At 71.3% G+C, this 17,069-nt stretch carries 16 protein-coding genes; 2 read left to right on the top strand and 14 right to left on the bottom strand.

Going from position 1 to position 17,069, the window contains the following annotated elements; translation table 11 throughout:
- The first annotated feature begins 2 nt into the window (after nt 1-2).
- On the top strand, nt 3-941 hold the full coding sequence (locus ACLZOT_RS10810) for a hypothetical protein (RefSeq protein ID WP_055720167.1): 939 nt from the start codon (nt 3-5) through the stop codon (nt 939-941).
- A gap of 74 nt (nt 942-1,015) precedes the next feature.
- Here ACLZOT_RS10810 and ACLZOT_RS10805 read toward each other — a convergent pair whose 3' ends face one another.
- Nucleotides 1,016-2,347 carry an MDR family MFS transporter gene (locus ACLZOT_RS10805; protein WP_416968568.1) on the bottom strand — a complete coding sequence of 444 codons (1,332 nt, stop codon included), beginning with the start codon at nt 2,345-2,347 and terminating at the stop codon, nt 1,016-1,018.
- Between the two features lie 105 nt (nt 2,348-2,452).
- Between ACLZOT_RS10805 and ACLZOT_RS10800 the strand changes: the two genes are divergently transcribed.
- Nucleotides 2,453-3,013 carry a TetR/AcrR family transcriptional regulator gene (locus tag ACLZOT_RS10800; protein WP_416968567.1) on the top strand — a complete coding sequence of 187 codons (561 nt, stop codon included), beginning with the start codon at nt 2,453-2,455 and terminating at the stop codon, nt 3,011-3,013.
- On the opposite strand, the gene ACLZOT_RS10795 is transcribed toward ACLZOT_RS10800, so the two are convergent.
- The 13 genes from ACLZOT_RS10795 to ACLZOT_RS10735 all read right to left on the bottom strand — a co-directional run bounded on the left by ACLZOT_RS10795 (nt 3,000) and on the right by ACLZOT_RS10735 (nt 16,953).
- Nucleotides 3,000-3,770, bottom strand: a complete 771-nt coding sequence (locus ACLZOT_RS10795; RefSeq protein WP_416968679.1) for an NADase-type glycan-binding domain-containing protein — start codon at nt 3,768-3,770, stop codon at nt 3,000-3,002. The two genes, ACLZOT_RS10800 and ACLZOT_RS10795, sit on opposite strands and share 14 nt — an antisense overlap.
- A gap of 1,030 nt (nt 3,771-4,800) precedes the next feature.
- Entirely contained in the window at nt 4,801-5,361 is a 561-nt protein-coding gene (locus ACLZOT_RS10790; RefSeq protein WP_416968566.1) for a phage tail protein, read from the bottom strand.
- Nucleotides 5,362-5,389: 28 nt separating this feature from the next.
- Complete coding sequence (locus ACLZOT_RS10785; RefSeq protein WP_416968565.1) at nt 5,390-7,354, bottom strand: putative baseplate assembly protein; 1,965 nt, start codon at nt 7,352-7,354, stop codon at nt 5,390-5,392.
- A complete protein-coding gene (locus ACLZOT_RS10780) occupies nt 7,354-7,776 on the bottom strand; it encodes a GPW/gp25 family protein (protein ID WP_416968564.1) in 423 nt (140 codons plus the stop codon). The genes ACLZOT_RS10785 and ACLZOT_RS10780 overlap by 1 nt, the downstream gene beginning before the upstream one ends.
- Before the next feature lie 28 nt (nt 7,777-7,804).
- The gene (locus tag ACLZOT_RS10775) at nt 7,805-8,122 is read right to left on the bottom strand and encodes a PAAR domain-containing protein (RefSeq protein WP_319735969.1); all 318 of its coding nucleotides are present in this window, start codon (nt 8,120-8,122) and stop codon (nt 7,805-7,807) included.
- 21 nt (nt 8,123-8,143) lie between these two features.
- Nucleotides 8,144-9,970 (bottom strand): VgrG-related protein, encoded by a 1,827-nt coding sequence (locus tag ACLZOT_RS10770; RefSeq protein WP_416968563.1) that lies wholly within the window; start codon nt 9,968-9,970, stop codon nt 8,144-8,146.
- A 39-nt stretch (nt 9,971-10,009) separates the two neighbouring features.
- On the bottom strand, nt 10,010-10,723 hold the full coding sequence (locus ACLZOT_RS10765) for a LysM peptidoglycan-binding domain-containing protein (RefSeq protein ID WP_416968562.1): 714 nt from the start codon (nt 10,721-10,723) through the stop codon (nt 10,010-10,012).
- Between the two features lie 36 nt (nt 10,724-10,759).
- Nucleotides 10,760-11,185 (bottom strand): phage tail protein, encoded by a 426-nt coding sequence (locus ACLZOT_RS10760; RefSeq protein ID WP_416968561.1) that lies wholly within the window; start codon nt 11,183-11,185, stop codon nt 10,760-10,762.
- Between the two features lie 23 nt (nt 11,186-11,208).
- Nucleotides 11,209-11,898, bottom strand: a complete 690-nt coding sequence (locus tag ACLZOT_RS10755) for a hypothetical protein (RefSeq protein ID WP_416968560.1) — start codon at nt 11,896-11,898, stop codon at nt 11,209-11,211.
- Between the two features lie 2,380 nt (nt 11,899-14,278).
- Complete coding sequence (locus tag ACLZOT_RS10750) at nt 14,279-14,437, bottom strand: DUF6760 family protein (RefSeq protein WP_319203576.1); 159 nt, start codon at nt 14,435-14,437, stop codon at nt 14,279-14,281.
- Nucleotides 14,434-14,937: a hypothetical protein gene (locus ACLZOT_RS10745; RefSeq protein ID WP_416968559.1), complete on the bottom strand. Its 504-nt coding sequence runs from the start codon at nt 14,935-14,937 to the stop codon at nt 14,434-14,436. The genes ACLZOT_RS10750 and ACLZOT_RS10745 overlap by 4 nt, the downstream gene beginning before the upstream one ends.
- Complete coding sequence (locus ACLZOT_RS10740; RefSeq protein WP_055722142.1) at nt 14,934-15,374, bottom strand: phage tail protein; 441 nt, start codon at nt 15,372-15,374, stop codon at nt 14,934-14,936. Before ACLZOT_RS10740 ends, ACLZOT_RS10745 begins: the two co-directional genes overlap by 4 nt.
- 34 nt (nt 15,375-15,408) lie before the next feature.
- Nucleotides 15,409-16,953: a phage tail sheath family protein gene (locus tag ACLZOT_RS10735; protein ID WP_416968558.1), complete on the bottom strand. Its 1,545-nt coding sequence runs from the start codon at nt 16,951-16,953 to the stop codon at nt 15,409-15,411.
- Nucleotides 16,954-17,069 lie beyond the last annotated feature (116 nt).

The following is a 17,069-nucleotide window of genomic DNA, read 5'->3' as shown; positions in this document are numbered from 1 at the left end:
CCATGAGCGACACTTCCCCCTACGGCTTCGAGCTTGTGCGGCGTGGGTACGACCGCGCTCAGGTGGACGAACGCATCTCGAAGCTCGTCTCCGACCGTGACAGCGCTCTGGCCCGGATCACCGCCCTTGAGAAGCGCATCGAGGAACTCCACCTCGAAACGCAGAACGCGCAGGCGCAGGTCTCCGACGCCGAGCCGTCGTACGCCGGTCTCGGCGCCCGCGTCGAGAAGATCCTCCGCCTCGCCGAGGAAGAGGCCAAGGACCTGCGCGAGGAGGCCCGCCGCGCGGCCGAGCAGCACCGCGAGCTGGCCGAGTCGGCGGCCCAGCAGGTCCGCAACGACGCCGAGTCGTTCGCGGCCGAGCGCAAGGCCAAGTCCGAGGACGAGGGCGTCCGGATCGTCGAGAAGGCCAAGTCCGACGCCTCTCAGCTGCGTTCCGAGGCCCAGAAGGACGCGCAGTCCAAGCGTGAGGAGGCCGACGCGCTCTTCGAGGAGACCCGCGCGAAGGCCGCACAGGCCGCCGCCGACTTCGAGACGAACCTCGCGAAGCGGCGTGAGCAGTCCGAGCGGGACCTCGCGGCGCGTCAGCAGAAGGCCGAGAAGCGCCTCGCCGAGATCGAGCACCGCGCGGAGCAGCTGCGTCTTGAGGCCGAGAAGCTGCGCACGGACGCCGAGCGCCGGGCCCGGCAGACCGTCGAGACGGCCCAGCGGCAGTCCGAGGACATCGTCGCGGACGCGAACGCCAAGGCGGACCGCATCCGTTCGGAGTCCGAGCGCGAGCTCGCTGCGCTCACGAACCGCCGCGACTCGATCAACGCGCAGCTGACGAACGTGCGCGAGATGCTGGCGACGCTGACGGGGGCCGCGGTCGCGGCCGCGAGTGCGCCGGTGACGGACGACGAGCCGATCTCCCGTGGGGTGCCGGCTCAGCAGTCGCGGTAATTCGTTGGGTGTGTGCTGAGGGGCGGTGGGACTCGTGGTCCTGCCGCCCCTTTGGCAATTCTTTGGCGATTCTTTCAAATGCTCTTCTTTACAGCCGGATACAACAAGCTCACCGCGCACGCGAACACCGTGAATCCCGTCGCCCACGCGAACGCGTACGGAAAACCGTGGGTGAGAAGAGCTGCCAGCACCGCCGTGCCGAAGGAGCCGCCGAGTTGCTGGACGATGCGGACGATCGTGCTGGCATGGGGGACGTGTTCGCCGGGTACGTCCGCGTAGGCGCCGACCATGATGGCGATGTTGACGGCGCTCATGCCGAGTCCGCGCAGGACCAGGGCCGTGGCGAGCAGGGGCGTCGAGGGGTCGGCGAGGGTGAACGGGATCGTCGTCACGGCGGTCAGCAGCAGCCCCGTGAACATCACCGGGCGAGGTCCCACGCGGTCCGTCAGCGGGCCGGAGGCCCTCGCGAGGAGACTCCCCACGCCCTGCGGCGCCAGCAGCAGCCCCGCCGCCAACACGTCCGCGCCGCGCTGCTGTTGGTAGTACAGCGGCAGCAGGAACATGCCGCCGTACAGGGTCAGCCCGTTGAGGAACATCAGCGTCGCCGAGACCGCGAGCGAGCGGTTGCGCAACAGGCGCAGGTCCACGAGGGGTCGGTCGCGGCGCAGGGCGTACCGGACGAAGACGGCGAGGAGGACGACGCCGACCGGGAGTACGGCCCTGTGCTGCGAGAGGCCGTAGATCAGCGCGGCCAGCGCCGGGGAGAGCAGCAGCAGGCCGGTGATGTCCAACGGGTGCGCGGGGGACGCGGCTTGGCGGGGCAGCGTACGCCAGGCGAGGGCCAGGGCGAGCAGGCAGACCGGCAGGTTGACGTAGAAGATCCACCGCCAGCTGAAGTGGTCGACGATCAGCGCGCCCGCGACGGGCCCCAGGATCGGCCCGATCAGCGCCGGCAGACTCACGACGGCCATCAGCCGGCCCACGTTCTTCCCGCCGGACGCGCGCAGGATCACCGTCTGGAGCACCGGCATCAACAGCCCGCCGCCGACGCCCTGTACGACCCTGAACGCCACCAACGACCAGATGTCCCAGGCCAGTCCGCACAGCATCGACCCGGCGAGGAACAGCGCGAGCGCGCCGAGCCAGACCTTCCGGGCGCCGATCCGCTCCACGGCCCAGCCGCTGACCGGTACGACGACGGCGAGGGCGAGGAGGTAGGCGGTGCTGACCCACTGGACGGCGGACGTCGATACGTCGAGGTCGTGGGCGAGGGTGTGGATGGCCACGGCGACGATCGTGCTGTCGAGGAGGGGGGCGAGGGCGCCGAGGACGAGGACGGCGGCGAGTCTGAGCAACGCCGGGTCGAGCCGTTCCTTCGTACGGGATGGGGTGGTGACCTCGGACATACGGCTCCCCCTCTTCGGTCGCCTTTAGAGACGTCCCGTCTCTTACTGTTGGTATGACGATAGGCTCACCTCATTAAGAGACGCAAGGTCTCTCAAGGAGCCCGCATGGAACCCACCCGCCGCCGGGGCGCCGCCCTCGAAGCCGACCTCCTCGACGCGGCCTGGGCCGAACTCCAGGCCGTCGGCTACACCCACCTGACGATGGAGGGGGTGGCCCTGCGCGCCCGCACCGGGAAACAGGTCCTCTACCGCCGCTGGAACAACCGCGCGGAACTGATCGTCGCCGCCCTCCGCCACCGCCGGGGCTCCCTGATCGACCAGGTCCCCGACACGGGAACCCTCCGGGGGGACGTCCTGGCCCTGATGCGCTTCACCCTCGAACGCCAGCGGGAGATCGGCCAGGACGTCTTCCGCGGGCTCCTCGCCGAGGTCGCCGACATGGACCCGCACTTCTCGGAGGCGATGCGGAACGTCCTGACGACCCTGCTGACCCGGGCCGCCGAACGCGGCGAGATCCCGACCGCCGACCTCCCCCAGCGGGTGATCAGCCTGCCGGTCGACCTGCTGCGGTACGACATGCTGGTCGGGCTGGAGGGGGTGACGGAACGGGACTTGGTGGCGATCGTGGACGACGTGTTCCTGCCGCTGGTTCTCAGGAGCGTTTGAAGAACTCCACCTCTGCTACCGCCAGTTGGCGGCCCTGGGTGAGGCCCGCCGGGGAGTTGAGGGTGAGGGTGACGGTCTTTACGTCGCTGAAGGGGGTGGTGAAGGTCTGGTCGCCCGCTTTGTCGTTGAGGGTGAGTTTCCTGGTGTGTTTCTCGCCCGAGGAGGTTGTCGTCTCCAGGGTGATCTCCAGGGCTCGGGCCTGGGTGGCGTAGTCCTTGGGGGTGCCGCCCGCACCGTTGGTGATGATCGTGTTCACCAGGCGGAACGGGGCGCGGAAGGTGTAGGTGATCGTCGCACCCGGGGTGGCGCCCCAGAAGCTGTTGCGGATGCCGTCCGAGGTGTTCGTCGGGGGGTGGTTCGGGGTTTGGGTGGATGCCTTGATCTCCACCGGGGTGATCGGTACCGACTTGCCCAGCTTGTCCCTGGTGTCCTCGAAGAGGGCCCGGCCTGCCGGGAGGAGGAAGAATCCTGCGGCGCAGAGCGCGAGGACGACGGCGAGGATCACGAGGAAGCGGGTCAGCCGGCCCGAGTTCGCGCGGACCCGCCGGTTGAACGGCCAGACCGTGCGCCACCACGGGAGGGGCGCCGGGCGTTCGGTCACGGTCAGTTCGGCGGCACAGCGCCGGCAGAAGCGGCGGCCCGGGGGGTTGGGGGTACCGCATTTCGGGCACGGGGGGCCGGTTACCTCGTCCTCGGCGGGGACGGGGCGGACTGTGGGGCGGGGGGCGGCGGCTTTGCCGGGGAGGACGGGTTGGATGGGGGCCGGGGGTTCGGAGACGGGGGTGGTGGGGGTTCGGGGGCCCACGGGGTTGGGGGCGGTGGGGCGCTGGGGTGGTGGGGCCTGCGGGGGCTGGGGTGCGGGAGCCTCGGTGGGGGTGGGTGCCGGCCGTGTTTCGGTGGGGGCGGATGCCGAACGTGAAGGCGTTTCCGTGGGGGCGGATGCCGGAGGTTCGGGAACTTCGGTGGGTGCCGACGCGGGTGTGGTCCGCGCCGTCCCTCCGGTTCGGGTGCGAGCCGTCAGGCGGGCGCGCAGTGATGAGGTACGGGGTGGGGTGGTGGAGGCGGGGGCCTCTGCGGGGGGTTCCGGGGACGGCGGTGTGGTCGAGGACGGTACGGCCGAGTCCGGCGTGCTCGGCGTTGTCGTGCTCGGGGTGGGGGTGGCCGAAGCGGGGCTGTCCGGCGTCGGGGTCTCCGGGGTCGGGGTGCTCGGCGCGGACGTGCCCGAAGCGGGCCTCTCCGAAGCGGGCGCGGCTGATGCCGACGGCCCTGAAGTCGCCGTGTTCGGAGTCGGCACGGCTGATGCCGACGGTCCCGAAGTCCCCGTACTCGAAGCGGGCGCACCTGACGCCGACCGCCCCGAAGTCCCCGTACTCGAAGGGGCCGTGGCCGAAGAGACCGGCGCTTCCTGGGCTTCCGGGCTCGGAGCCGACGTATCCGGACCGGGCGCACCCGGAACCGGCCTGCCAGGACCGGACGCGGCCTCAGCCGACCCGCTCACCCCGGACGCTGCCGAAGCCGGCCCGTCCGAGCCAGAGGTCGCCCCAGCCGGCCCGTCCGAACCGGTCACGTCCTCCGGCGGCCCGTCCGAGCCCGGCGCGTCCGGCGTCGCCGCGCTCGGCTCGGGCCCGTCCGGCGCCGGCGTGTCCGCGTCGGGCTCGCTCGAACCTCGCCGCCCCGGCCTCGCCGCATCCGTACCTTCCGACCAGCCCAAGTACGTCCCACAGTTGCCGCAGAAGTCGTCTGTCGGCCCGTTGGACGCCCCGCACGCGGGACACGCACGCACGGCGTCACCTTCCTTCGTCGGTGGGTGGGCCGGAGAGGATCTCGACCCGGCAGTGGATGTGGACCGGGCACATGGCCCGGACGACCTCGTGGACGCGGGTGGCGTCGACGGACGGTGTCCGGTCGGGCCAGACGCGGACGAGGGGGCTGGCGGCGGGCGGAAGGTCGGCGCCGGGGGTCGGCGACCAGGCCGCGCCGCCCGCCTCGGTGACCGACGCGTGGACGCCGAGGGTGAGGCGCAGGGCCTCGGTGAGTCCGCGCGCGGTGCCCCGCCAGCGGTGGAGTTCGACGGCACGGGCGACCGCCTCGCGGCGGAGGGCGACGGGCCAGCGGGGGTCGTCCTCGGCGCCGACCCAGGAGGAGAGCCAGGCGACGAAGTCGTGGGGGGCGACGCGGGGGTCGAGGTAGGAGGGGAGGTTGTCGAGGGTCGCGAAGACGGGCGCGAGGACGGTGTCGAGGCCGGCGGTGAACCGCTGGGCGAGGTCGTCGTCGGCGTAGAGGGCGGGGAGTTGCTCACCGATGGGGTAGCGGCTGGGGAGTCCGGGGACTGCGGCACGGTTACTCATGGCGAGACCTCAAGTACGGGTGTACGGCTCACCCTCCTACCTCCAACTCCGTGACAACCACCTGGTGTTGGTACGAAAACACCAACGCCCCCGGCCCCACGTCGATCCGGTCCGTCGGTGTCCCCCGCCGCCCGCTGATCGGGTCGGCCGCGAACAACCGCACATCTTCCACAAGGACGTTCCCCGTGGCCTGTTGGAGAACCCCGAAGATCTCCCCGTACTGAACGGGCCGCCCGAACGGCCAACCAGTCCCGTCAGGACCACCGTTGAGGGGGTTGAGGTACCGGAACAGCGCGTCCAGCGCGGCCTCACGAACCCGGTCGATCTCCGACGCGGGCGCGGCGAACCGAGCGACGACGGTCACGCCTTGGTACACGGGCGGCTCGACCACCAACCGCGTACCGATGAGCCGCCGTTCGTCGAGTGTGCGGGTGATGGACGTCAACACCTGCTCGGACGGGATGAGTTGCTCGAAGCGGAGCCGGTCGTCCCCTTCGTCGGCGACGGCGTCGGGCACGACCAACACCCTTACGGCGCCCGCCTCTCCGCCCACGGGAAGACACCGGACCCGGCGTACAGAAGGCGCCGCCTGCCGGGCCAGGATCTCGTAGTCCTCGGCGGTCACGGCCCGTTCCTGCATCCGCAGGGCTTGCGGCGCCCGGAGTTTCGCGTTGTCGAGGGTCTCTCCGGCGACGCCGCCGAGCGCGGCCTCACGGTTGATGACCCGGGCGACGTACGGAACGGAGCTGCGCAGGACGGAGATGGCGCCCCGGGCGACGTTCCCGGCGGGCCCGCCTCCCGTGCGGTAGCGAACCACCCTGATCTGAGCGCCTTTTGACGGTACGGCACCGCAGGGCCGCAGCGTCCCGTCCGCTTCCCGCAGCACCGGCGGAAAGCTGAACTCCCCGGTCGTGGCGTCGACTCGGACGTGCCGGTCGTCGGGCCCGGACCGCCCGAAGTGCTCGACGACGTCCCACCGCTGCCAGCCTTCGGCGGAGGACACCTCGATCTCGGGCAACGACCGGTCGAGGAGGACGGGCGGCCGGTCGAGCCGGAAGGACTGCCCGGCGACGCCTTCGGAGGTGCCGAGGGGGACGTCGAGTACGGTCTCGGCGTGCTCGACGGCGATGGTGCCGCCGACGGTGAACACCTGTGCCTCACGGACGGTCGGCGACTCGGAGTAGAACGGCTGCCCGGGTTCGGCCTCGGTCACCCGGCACCGCAGCCATCCCGCCCGGGTCCCCCCGATGACGGACGCGGTGTGCCCGGCGGGGACATGGACGACGACCTCACCGGGCCGGTTGAGCCCGCCGGTCGTGTCGGACCCGGTCTCGCACTCCTGCCAACGGGCCCCGTCCCACGCCTCCCAGACGAGCGGGGGTTGGCGGGGGTCGACGCCGATGCCCTCGACGCGGCTGTCGAGGTTGACGGCGACGATGCAGCGGGGGACGGCCGTCGGGAGCCCGAAGAGCAGCGCGTCACCGGGTTCGGGCGCGGCCTGGAAGGCGGGTACGTCGCCGCCCTCGGCGAGGGTCCGGGTCCGGTCGGTCTGCTCGCCGGTGCGCGGCGCGGTGACGAGGCGGATCAACTCGCTGGGGACGATGCGCAGTTCGTCGACGGTGGTGAAGACGACGGCGTCGTCGTGGGTGGCGCTCTCGCCGAGCGCGGTGGTGACCTCGGTGCCCGGCGGCAGGGTGACCGTGTCGGGCTGCGGGGCGGAGAGCCAGAAGTCGACGTCGGCGGAGGCGGCCGTCGGCGGGAAGAGGCGGATGTCCAACAGGTCCAGGAACGCGGTGTAGTTCTTGTCCGGGACCCGGTTGAGGCGGTAGAGGAGCTGGTCGACCAGGTAGGCGAACGTCTCGATGAGCGTGACGCCCGGGTCGGAGACGTTGTGGTCGGTCCACTCGGGCGCGCGCTGCTGGACGTACCGCTTCGCCTCGTCGACGAGTTGCTGGAAACGCCGGTCGTCCAGGTTCGGGGAGGGCAGGGCCATCAGTCGGCGACCATTTCCTCGGCCCCCTCCTCGGAGGGGATCGTGTAGAAGGGGAAGACCAGGTTGCGCCGGTCGTTGGTGGAGCGCACGGTGTAGTGCACGTCGATGTAGAGGGTGCCGGCCTCGACGGCGTCGAAGGCGACGACGACCTCGTCCACGGCGATGCGCGGCTCCCAGCGTTCGAGGGCCTCGCGGACCTGCTGGGCGACGCGTCCCGCGGTGGCGCCGTCGCCGGGGGCGAAGACGTACTCGTGGATGCCGCAGCCGAATTCGGGCCGCATGGGACGTTCGCCGGGGGCGGTGCCGAGGACGAGGCGGATCGCCTCCTCGATCTCCTGGTCCTTCTCGACCAGGGCGATGCCGCCGGTGGGGCCGGTGCGGAGGGGGAAGGCCCAACCCCGGCCTATGAAGCGCTCGTTCATCGACTTCCCCTGTTCCAGAGTGTGTTCATCACACGCCCCCGATCAGCACGTTCATCGCACCCGTCAGGATCGTCGCCCCGCACGTCGTCTTGTCCCGCGCCTTCGCGGCGGGCAGCCCCCCGATGAGGACGACCCCGGACGTGACTCCGGCCGGGTTGGGGATGATCACGTTCCCCGGTCCGAGCGCCAGGTGCGGTGGCATCGCGCAGGTGTGCACGCTGCCGACGACAGCGGCCGGGCGGCCGCCGATGAAGACGGTCGCGACCTTCGTCGCGGCGGCGGGCGGCGGCGTGGCGATCACCCCGCCGTGGTCGGTGGGGTCACCCGTACGGGCTGCGGCCGGCATGGAACTCTCCTTAAACGAACGTCAGTTGATCCGGATCAGCTTCGCCTTGAGGACGCCGAGCAGGCCGCCGTCGATAGTGACGCCGGTCTTGCCCTTGACGTTGACGTTCGTGCCGTCGACCGTCACGTTCCGCCCGCCGATCTTCACGTCGACCCGTCCCTGGATGTCGACGTTGCGCCCGGACACGCTCACGTCGCCGCGCCCGGCGTCGAGGGTGATGCCCTTCGTGTCGAGGACGACGGACGTCAACTGCCGTTTCCCGCGCGCGTAGACGGTCAGCTCGATCCGGTCGCGCCGGTCGTCGAGGAAGACTTCGAGCCGCTCGTCGGCGGTGCGCAGCCGAACCCCCGAGGGGCCGGGCGCCCGCGCGTCGAGCAGTTCGACCCGGTGCCCCGAACGGGACACCAGGGAACGCCGGTTGACCTTCCCGGTCGTCCCGTCGACCAACGGGACGTCGTGCGGGGAGGGTTGGTCGACCCCGTTGTACAACCCGCCGATGACGTACGGGCTGTCCAGCGACCCCTGTTCGAACCCGACGAGGACCTCGTCGTTGACCTCGGGACTGAAGACCCCGCCGCCGCCCTTGCCGCCCCACTGCACGGTCCGCACCCAGTCGGTGACGTAAGTGTCGTCCAGCCAGGGGAACTTGAGCCGTACGCCGCCCCGCTCGCCACCGGCCGTGTCACGGATGTCGGTCACGATGCCGATGGCGAGCCCCGGCATGCGCGGCCCGCGCGAGGGCGCGTTGGCGCCGGTGACGAGGCCGGTGAGAGAGCGGTCGGGGCTGGTGCTCATCCAGACCGTCGTCCGGTAGCCGCCGTGCGGTTCGATGACGTGCTGGACGGCCGACGCCGTGTACTTGCCGGAGAACGTCTCGCCGACGTTGCCGAGCGCGACCGGCTTGCCCGCCCGCAGCAGCGGATTGCCGACGGCGACCACCTCCAACTCCGCGAAACCGGCGCTGACCTGACCGGCGACGGCGTCGGCGACCGCCTTCGTCTCGGCCAGCGTCCGGTACGGGGTGTCGGTGACCGTCAGCTTCGACTTGCCGAACTTCGCGGCGGCCGCCGGTTTCAGGCCCGGGGTCACCGTGTCACTGACGACCGACGCCTTCGGGGACACCAGGGGTTTCTTGTTGGTGACGTCCCATCCCCGCACCTCCACCTCGGAGGCGCCGTCGGCCGTCGACAGGGCGACCCGCATCGCGAACAGGCTGTCGGGGTACGTCAGGACCAGCGGGTTGCGGGTGGCCGAGGGCGACGGCGCCCCGGACGCCTTCTTCGGCCTGGTGAACTGGAGCAACCCCTTGTCGTCCACCCGGACCTGTGCGCCGCTCTCGGCCGCGAGGAACTGGAGGAAGTCCCAGTCGGAGACGTTCGCCTGGGAGAGCTGCTTGTACGTGATCGAGCCGGCGTCGACCGTCCCGACCGGGAGGCCGGCGCCCGCGGCGACCTTCCGGACGATCGCCGCGGTCGTCATGTTCCTGAACGCGACGACCTTGCGGCCGCGTTGGAGCCGGTGCTCCTTGGAGTAGGCGCGCACGACGGTGAACGTCCCGGTGCGGTCCCGGTCGATCTCCAGCGCGGTCACCTCGCCGTTGAACAACTGCTCGCGGGCCTGACCGGCGACGGTCACGACCGACACCTTCAGCGGCGTACCGATGGTGATCCCGGTCGCCGTGAGGAACTCGTGGTCGGGGTCGCGGAAGGTGATCACGGCGGAGTCCGGCAGGCCGACGTTCTCGTCGACGACACAACTCACCACCTGCGCGACCCAGTTGGGCGGCAGCTCACCGGGGGCCTCGATGACCGGGTCGACCGCGAAGGCACGACCGCCGCGCTCAGGCACGGTGCCTCCCCGAAGCCGAAGAACACCCCTGCACTGCGCTCACCCTTCCTCCTCCGCGTCCCTGAGGCCCGGCACGATCAGTTCGGTGCCGGGTACGAGGGACATCGGGTCGTCGATCCCGTTCGCCTCGGCGATGGCCCGCCAGGCGGTCGCGTCGCCGTACTCCCGCCAGGCCAGCATGGCGAGGCTGTCCCCGGCCACAACGGTGTGCGTACTGCGGGCTGTTCGCGCGCCGGACGTCGGGTTCTGGCCCGCCGGGTCGACGGTCGCCTCCTCGATCGTGAGCGAGCAGGTCGCCCGCAGGGGCGTGCCGTCCACGTCGAAGAGGGTGTAGGACACGGAGAGGCTGGACACCACCCCGTCGAACGACGTCGTCCGCGCCGACCCCCACTCGAACCGCACCCAGGGGCTCGCGGGCTTCTTGCGGCCGAGGCTCGTCGGCGTCGGCACGCACGCCTTCAGCAGCTTCTCGACGGCCTGCTCGACCGACTTGTCGTGCTTGGCGGTCGCGTCGAGGAACACCTCAAGGCTCAGCGTGCGCGGGCCGCTTCCGACGAACTCGGGCAGCGCGGACTGCCCGGCCATCCGGGAGGGTGTGCGCCGCCACTCGGCGGACTTGCTCAGTTGCAGCGTCGAGGGGTTGAACTGGAGGTCCAGGCGCGCGATCGTCCCGCCGGGCTTGGCACCGACGGACGGTGGGGGTTCCTTCAGCGTCAACTGGGCTCTGACGCGGCTGGATCGGGAGGATGCCATGCCGAACCTCCTTTCTCTCTGGGGTGGTTGTACGGATCAGGAGGGCCGCAGCCCCTGGTGGGCGATCTCCAGCGTCTCGACGGCGGCCGAGGAGTCGGACGGGTCGAAGGACGGCCCCTGCCAGCGCACGGGCACGATCCCGAACACCTGCCAGCTGATGATCTGGCTCAAGTCGGGCCGCAAGGCGACGATTTCGCCGTCCTTCGGCTCGACCCTGCGCAGCGTCTCGTCCAGCCACCGGGCGATCTTCGCCGTGTCGGCGGTCACCGGCCGGGTCAGCGTGATGTTCGTCCACGTCACCCGCCCCGGCAACTGCCAGGTGAAGTCGTTGTTGCCGCCCTCGGCGTACGTCTCCATCTCGACCTCGGCGCCCATCCCCGAACACGTGTGGAACGCGCCGAGATCATCACCGCCGATCGCGAGCCGGAAGTACACGCTCGTCGCGAAAATGCTGTCCGTCATCCGTCCGTCATCCGTTCCGTGCCTCAGCGGCGTCCGTCGTAGGGGCGTCCCGTACGGTCCCGGCCGCGCCGCAACTCGGTACGCAGCAACCGGGAAACGGGATCGAGCAGCCGCCGCGCGAGGTCGTCGAGATCGGGATCGGCCGGGGTGTCCTCACCCCGCCCGGAAGCGGCACCGGACCCGGAAGTGGTGCCGGAAGTGGTGCCGCCCGCCTTCTTCGCCGGGTTCCGCTGTACGTCGACCTGGGGCGCCGGCGCCTTGCCCGCAGCCGTGTCCCGCTGCACGGCCGGCGCCTTGTCGACGACGGTCCGCGCGACGACGGGAACGGGCGGCACGGAAGCCGGCGCGACCGGCGCCTCCACCTGCGGCGCGACTGCGGGCAGGGGCCGCGCGGGCACGATCCGGGGCGCGGCCTCCTGCTGGGGAGGAGCGGGCCGGACCAGGGGAACGCGCTGAACGGGAGCCGGTGCACCGGGAGTTGGCGTGGTGTCGCCGGGGGCGCGTTGCCCGTACGAGGCTGAAGTCCCGGCCCCCGGCCGGGCAACCGGCGCCGGGGTGCCGGGGGCCCGCTGCACGGACGCGGGTCCGCGCTGCGGGGCGGGGGCGGCCGGGGGCGCGAGGTTGGAGCGGGTGTCGGGCTGGGAGCCGGAGTTGGCCCAGCGTGCGGCCACGACCGGACGTCGACTGGAGGCCGGGGCGGCGGAGGGGGCCATGCCTTGTGCGGTACGGGTGTTGAGGGTGAGCGGACGAGAGGGGAGCAGCGGAAGAGCGCGCGGCGTGACGTCCCCGAGGGCACGGCTGACGGTCAACGGCCCCGCAGCGCCCCGAAGTTGCCGCTGCCCGGAGCCGGTACCGGAATCGCCGCTCACGGACCGGGTCACGACGACGGGAGTGGGGGCGCCCGGCGTACGGGGCTTTCGCGCACGGGGCTCGGCGGCACGTTGGGCGCCAGTCCCCTCGTACCCCTGAGAACCGCCCTCGGCCCGAGCCGCGACGACCGGCGTGGGACCCTCCACAGCAGCGCTCGCGGCTGGAGCAGGTACGACGACGGGCCCGCGCCCGGCGGCATCCCGAGCACCGGCCGAACCCGAAGCCGACGCGCCTCCGGAAGGCTCAACGGCAGCATGGGCAGACCCAGTTGAAGCCTGCGCCCGCTGGACAGCACCCGAACCGGACCCGGCGCCCCGCCCCTTTCCGGCATCCGAACCGGACCCGGAACCCAGACCGTCCCCGGCACCCGCCGCCCGCCCGGCACCGGACGAAGACTGCGCACGCGCTGCCCCGCCCGAGTCACCCTCGGCCAAGGCCCGAGCCACGACCACCGGCCCCGGAGCCCCCGCCCCGGAATCCCCGGCACCACCGGCCGGAGCCGGAACGACAACCGGCCCCTGAGCGCGAGTTGCCGCAGTACCGGAGCCTTCTCCGGCACCGGGCGCCTCCTGACTGCCCTGCGTCCCAGCCCCTCCACGGCGTTCAGCCCCATCAACCGCACCACGAGCAGCACCACTTGAAGCTTGAGCACGCTGAACAGCACCGGAACCGCCCCCGACACCAGCGGAACGCCCGCCACCGGAGCCAGCACCCGCACCCGCACCCGCACCCGCACCCGGCGAAGTCTGTACACGCGGCGACCCACCCGAGTCACCCTCGCCCGAAGCCCGAGCACCGACAACCGGCCCCGGGACACCCGCCCCTTGAGCCCCGACCGAACCGGAACCCGAGTCGACCGGAGTCACGACGACCCCGGACTCCCCGCCCCCACGCACTGGTTGAGCACCAGACCCGTCACCCACCCGCGACGGCGCACCAGTTGAAGCCGAAGCGCGCTGCACGACACCTTCACCACCCCCGTCATCCACAACACGGGAACCCGAAGCACCCTCCGGCCGACCGCCCTTGACGACCGACGACGCCCCGGCCTCCTCAGCCACCGCCCGAGCCACAACCGGCACCACCAACGGCGCCGCATCCGCCCCCTGCCGCTCCCCCGAACCCTCCGCCCTCCCCGCAAGCCTCCGCTGAACCCCACCCTCCCCCAACAACGGCGCCCTCCCGGAACCGCCCGCCACCGCAGCACTCGCAGGCAACGACGTCATAGGCGCCCCCAACCCACCCCGAGCCCGAGCCCCCGAATCCCCACGCACCGCCCCCGAGCCGCCATCACCCTCAACTTGCCGCTGCACAACGGGCAACGCCGCCCCAGCCCCACCCTGGACCCCACCGCCACTCAAAGGCGCATCCGGCGTCAGGGGTATGGCATTGAGGGGCAGCTCCCCCAACGGCGCCCCGAGACCCCCCACTTCACGCGAGGCAGCACGCTGCACAACCCCACGACCGGACGGCACCGACGCCCCGGCCTCACCACCGGTCCGCACCACGGCAACCCGCCGCACAGGCGCGACAGCCCGCCGGGCCACAGTCAACGAGGGCCCAGCCGGACGAACTTGAACGGGAGAGGAGGCACCAGCCCCACTCTCCGTATGCCTCTCCACATCACGAGAGCCCGACCCAGTTCTAGAACCCGGCACCACAGCAACCCGCCGCACCACCGGAACCGAAACCGCACCCGCCTGCCCGCGACGAACCTCAGCCCCCACCTCCACCCCGCCTTGATGCTCACGCTCTTGAACCCGCTGCACAACCGGAGCAGCAGAGCCCCCCACAACAGAACCCTCCTCAACCTCCTCCGCCCGCTGCACAGCCCTCAACAGCAACGGCCCACCCTCGACCGGCGCGGACCGAGGCCCGCCCACCCGAGCAACCCCCTGCACCACCCCACCCGGCGCAGACCCCAACACAGCATGCCCAAGCCCGGAGTCGAAGGAAGGATCCTGCCAAGCGGCCAGCCCGGACCGGAACGTCAGCCCGTCACTGACCCCCAGCGGCGCACGGGAAACAGTGAGCGCGGGCGGCGAGGTACGCCGCCACCCCCCGTCCCAGTCCCCGGGCAGGGTGGACGCAGCCCCGACAGCAGCCTCCGAGCCCACAGCCGCAGACTCCCCAGCCACAGACTCCGCAGCCACAGACTCCCCGGCGCCGGAGACCTCCTGCGCAACGGCCCGGCGCCCCAGCCAGTCCCGCCACCCCATCTGCTCAACCGCCTTCATTCACACGCGTATTGATCCGAGCGATCTCGGCAACCCACTGCCGCCGCTCCTCGTGCGTCAGGTCGAGGATCTCCTCGCGCTGCCAGTGGAAGTGATAGGCGACGTACGCGATCTCCTCCCGAAGCCGGGGAAGCGCGTACGTCACGATTCCCCCAGGCGCCCACCCGAGAGATCGACCTCGAAGCCGCCCTCGCAGTGCGGACAGGTGACGGCCGCGCGGGTGTGCCCCTCGCTGTTGATGCGCCGGTAGAAGTCCTGGAGGAAGGCGACGTCGGTCGCGTACATGCGCTCGACGACGCCCGCGTGGACGTCGCTGATCGTGCCGAGCCGGGTGATGACCTGGCTGAGCAGGACGACGCTGAGATACGCGGGGTTCTCCTTGACCCGCAGGTCGATCTGCGGGCGCAGCTCGTCGCGGGCGGTGGCGAGCCGCATCACGCCGTGCCGATGGACGGTGCCCGTCTCATCGACGTACCCGCGCGGCAGCTCGAACTCGAACTCGGTGCGCAGACCGGTGTCCTGGGAAGACCGCGCCGGAGCCGGAGCGGCGGCGGGGGCCGCCGGCTCCGGTGTCTGGGCTGCGGCGGGCGCGGTCGCCTGGAGGATCTCCTCCAGGTTCCCGGCCGTGACCGTACGTCGCCTCATTCGACGATGATCTCCTCGAACACGATCGTCACGGACTCCGTGGCAGCGGCCGACTCGCCCGCCTTGAGGGAGGGGCCCTCCCACTTGGAGGCCCAGCCCTGCATGAGCTGGATCCGGCGGACCGTGTTGCCCTCGGTGTCCTTGATCTCGATCGTCAGGTTCTGCCGGGCGGAGTTGACGGCCCCGTTGTTCAGGGTCTCCTTGATCCACTCGGTGAACTCGCTGCTCTGGTCGAGCCCTCGGGTGATCGTGATCTCGCCGGCCTGCCGGGCACCCGGCTGCTTGCGGATGATCTGCTTGCCCTCGGCGCTGACCTGGCGGACCTCGACGACCTCCTCCTCGACGGTCAGCCCGCTGATCTCCTGGATGGACTCCACGAGATAGCCGCCGAGCTGCACACCGAAGACGTGGGTGGAAAGAGCGTCACCTGTTGCCATGACTGTCTGTCAACCTTCCTGTTCAGCCCGCGAGTTACTCGTCGATGAGGCTGGTGCTGTCGGAGAACTGGGCCAGCCGGAAGACCACGAACTCGGCGGGCTTGACCGGCGAGACGCCGATCTCGCAGACGACGCGCCCCTGGTCGATGGACTCCTGGGGGTTGTTGTCGCGGTCGCACTTCACGTAGAAGGCTTCTTCGGCGGTACGGCCGAACAGCGCGCCCCGGCGCCACTCCTCTGTGAGGAACGCGGTGACGTTGCGCCGGATCGACGACCACAGGCGGTCGTCGTTGGGCTCGAAGACGACCCACTGGGTGCCCAACAGGATGGACTCTTCGAGGTAGTTGAAGAGCCGGCGCACGTTGAGGTAGCGCCAGGCCGGGTCGGACGACAGGGTGCGCGCACCCCAGATCCGGATGCCCCGGCCGGGGAAGGCGCGGACGCAGTTGACGCCGATCGGGTTCAGCAGGTCCTGTTCGCCCTTGCTGAGCCGCAGTTCGAGGTCGACGGCGCCCCGGATCACCTCGTTGGCGGGCGCCTTGTGGACCCCGCGCTCGGCGTCGCTGCGCGCCCACACGCCGGCGACGTGACCGCTCGGCGGGACGGTGGTGTTGCGCCCGACGGCCGGGTCGAAGACCCGCACCCACGGGTAGTAGAGGGTGGCGTACCGCGAGTCGTAACCCGCTTCGTCGTTACGCCAGTTGCGCACCTGCTGCGCGTTCAGCCCGGGGGGCGTGTCGAGTACGGCGACCCGGTCGCCCATCTGCTCGCAGTGCGAGATGACGGCGAGCTGCACGGTCCGTACGCCCTCGGCGTCGATGTCGCCGCGCTGGTAGGCGCTCATCAGGTCGGGCACGGCGACCATCGTGATCTCGTCGATGGTCTCCAGGCCGCCGAACCCGGTGCGGGCGCCCGCGTCGCCGACGTACTCGGCGGGGTCGATGCGCGCGACGGCGCCGTTGGACGCGGCGGGCGCGGCCGGGGCGTCCGGGACGGCGAGGGTGCCGGTCGCGGGGCGGGTCTGGGCGGCGCCGCGCTGCTCGGTGACCTCGATCAGCTTGGAGGCGCGGGCCTGGGTGACCAGGTAGCCCTTGACGTTCTTGCGGGAGGACGCCTCGTACGTCTCCGCGACGTCGCCGCCCTTGCGGACGAGCAGCTTGAAGCGGTCCTCGGGCGGGTTCTCGCCGTCCGCGTCCGCGACCTCGACGCTCACGCCGGTGACGCCGGGCTTCGCGGCGACGAGGAAGCCGCCGACCTCGATCGGCTCAACGGCCTTGGGCTGAGCGGGAGTCGAGCCGCCGCCGTTGCTCTCGGCGGCGCCGCCGATCCGCACGATGTACGCGGCGCCGCCCCCGTTGGAGAAGTACCCGTAGACGGCGAGGGACAGATACGTCCCCTCGACGAACCCGCCGAACAGCTGGGTGTACTGGTCCCAGCTCGTCACCAGCGTCGGGGTGTGGAAGGGCCCCTGCGCGGCGAATCCGACGAACGCGGCGACGGCCGTGCCGACCCCTTCGATCGGTCGGGCACCGGACTGCACCTCCTCCACGTACACGCCCGGGGTGAGGTACGTCGGCATGCTGGCTCCTTCGCGTTCCTGACGGGGCACCTGTAACCAGGCCGAGTCTGCTGGTGGGACGGCTGGTACGACAGGGACACGGGGCCATGCCCGGGGGCAGACGGGCTGCCTTTCCG

The sequence above is a fragment of the Streptomyces sp. 4F14 genome, assembly GCF_048159485.1.
In the GTDB taxonomy this organism is placed as follows: domain Bacteria; phylum Actinomycetota; class Actinomycetes; order Streptomycetales; family Streptomycetaceae; genus Streptomyces.
This window is presented reverse-complemented; position numbering and strand designations above follow the sequence as displayed.

What these genes read in the sequence shown, in the direction of transcription:
- ACLZOT_RS10810 (WP_055720167.1), top strand. Translation starts at nt 3, where the DNA reads ATGAGCGACACTTCCCCCTACGGCTTCGAGCTTGTGCGGCGTGGGTAC.
- ACLZOT_RS10805 (WP_416968568.1), bottom strand. Translation starts at nt 2,347, where the DNA reads ATGTCCGAGGTCACCACCCCATCCCGTACGAAGGAACGGCTCGACCCG.
- ACLZOT_RS10800 (WP_416968567.1), top strand. Translation starts at nt 2,453, where the DNA reads ATGGAACCCACCCGCCGCCGGGGCGCCGCCCTCGAAGCCGACCTCCTC.
- ACLZOT_RS10790 (WP_416968566.1), bottom strand. Translation starts at nt 5,361, where the DNA reads ATGAGTAACCGTGCCGCAGTCCCCGGACTCCCCAGCCGCTACCCCATC.
- ACLZOT_RS10785 (WP_416968565.1), bottom strand. Translation starts at nt 7,354, where the DNA reads ATGGCCCTGCCCTCCCCGAACCTGGACGACCGGCGTTTCCAGCAACTC.
- ACLZOT_RS10780 (WP_416968564.1), bottom strand. Translation starts at nt 7,776, where the DNA reads ATGAACGAGCGCTTCATAGGCCGGGGTTGGGCCTTCCCCCTCCGCACC.
- ACLZOT_RS10775 (WP_319735969.1), bottom strand. Translation starts at nt 8,122, where the DNA reads ATGCCGGCCGCAGCCCGTACGGGTGACCCCACCGACCACGGCGGGGTG.
- ACLZOT_RS10765 (WP_416968562.1), bottom strand. Translation starts at nt 10,723, where the DNA reads ATGGCATCCTCCCGATCCAGCCGCGTCAGAGCCCAGTTGACGCTGAAG.
- ACLZOT_RS10760 (WP_416968561.1), bottom strand. Translation starts at nt 11,185, where the DNA reads ATGACGGACAGCATTTTCGCGACGAGCGTGTACTTCCGGCTCGCGATC.
- ACLZOT_RS10755 (WP_416968560.1), bottom strand. Translation starts at nt 11,898, where the DNA reads ATGGCCCCCTCCGCCGCCCCGGCCTCCAGTCGACGTCCGGTCGTGGCC.
- ACLZOT_RS10745 (WP_416968559.1), bottom strand. Translation starts at nt 14,937, where the DNA reads ATGAGGCGACGTACGGTCACGGCCGGGAACCTGGAGGAGATCCTCCAG.
- ACLZOT_RS10740 (WP_055722142.1), bottom strand. Translation starts at nt 15,374, where the DNA reads ATGGCAACAGGTGACGCTCTTTCCACCCACGTCTTCGGTGTGCAGCTC.
- ACLZOT_RS10735 (WP_416968558.1), bottom strand. Translation starts at nt 16,953, where the DNA reads ATGCCGACGTACCTCACCCCGGGCGTGTACGTGGAGGAGGTGCAGTCC.